Consider the following 275-nt stretch of genomic DNA (forward strand, 5'->3'; position numbering starts at 1 on the left):
CAGGTAGCCGGCGATCAGGATTCCCAACGTCGCGCCAATGAACGGCATCGCCTGAAAGAAGCCGACCTTGATCATCGACATGTGCCGTTCCTCGACCAGGTAGGTCATGAACCAGGTCGTGAAGAACACCAGCAGCGTGTTGTTGCAGAACTTGCCGAGACAGATCGCGAGGATCTGCCGGTAGCCGAGCAGGCGCAGCGCCATGCGCCAGTCGAAGCGCTCGCGTGCGGTCACGACAGGGCGCCCTTCGGTGATGTACTGCAGCTCGGCCGCGT

The 275-nt window shown here is 61.8% G+C and carries 1 pseudogene; it reads right to left on the bottom strand.

From position 1 onward, the window contains the following. Positions 1 to 275: pseudogene (locus tag SB816_RS31485) on the bottom strand (MFS transporter); the annotation flags it as partial.

It is taken from the genome of Achromobacter sp. SIMBA_011, assembly GCF_046535435.1.
GTDB lineage: Bacteria > Pseudomonadota > Gammaproteobacteria > Burkholderiales > Burkholderiaceae_B > Achromobacter > Achromobacter dolens.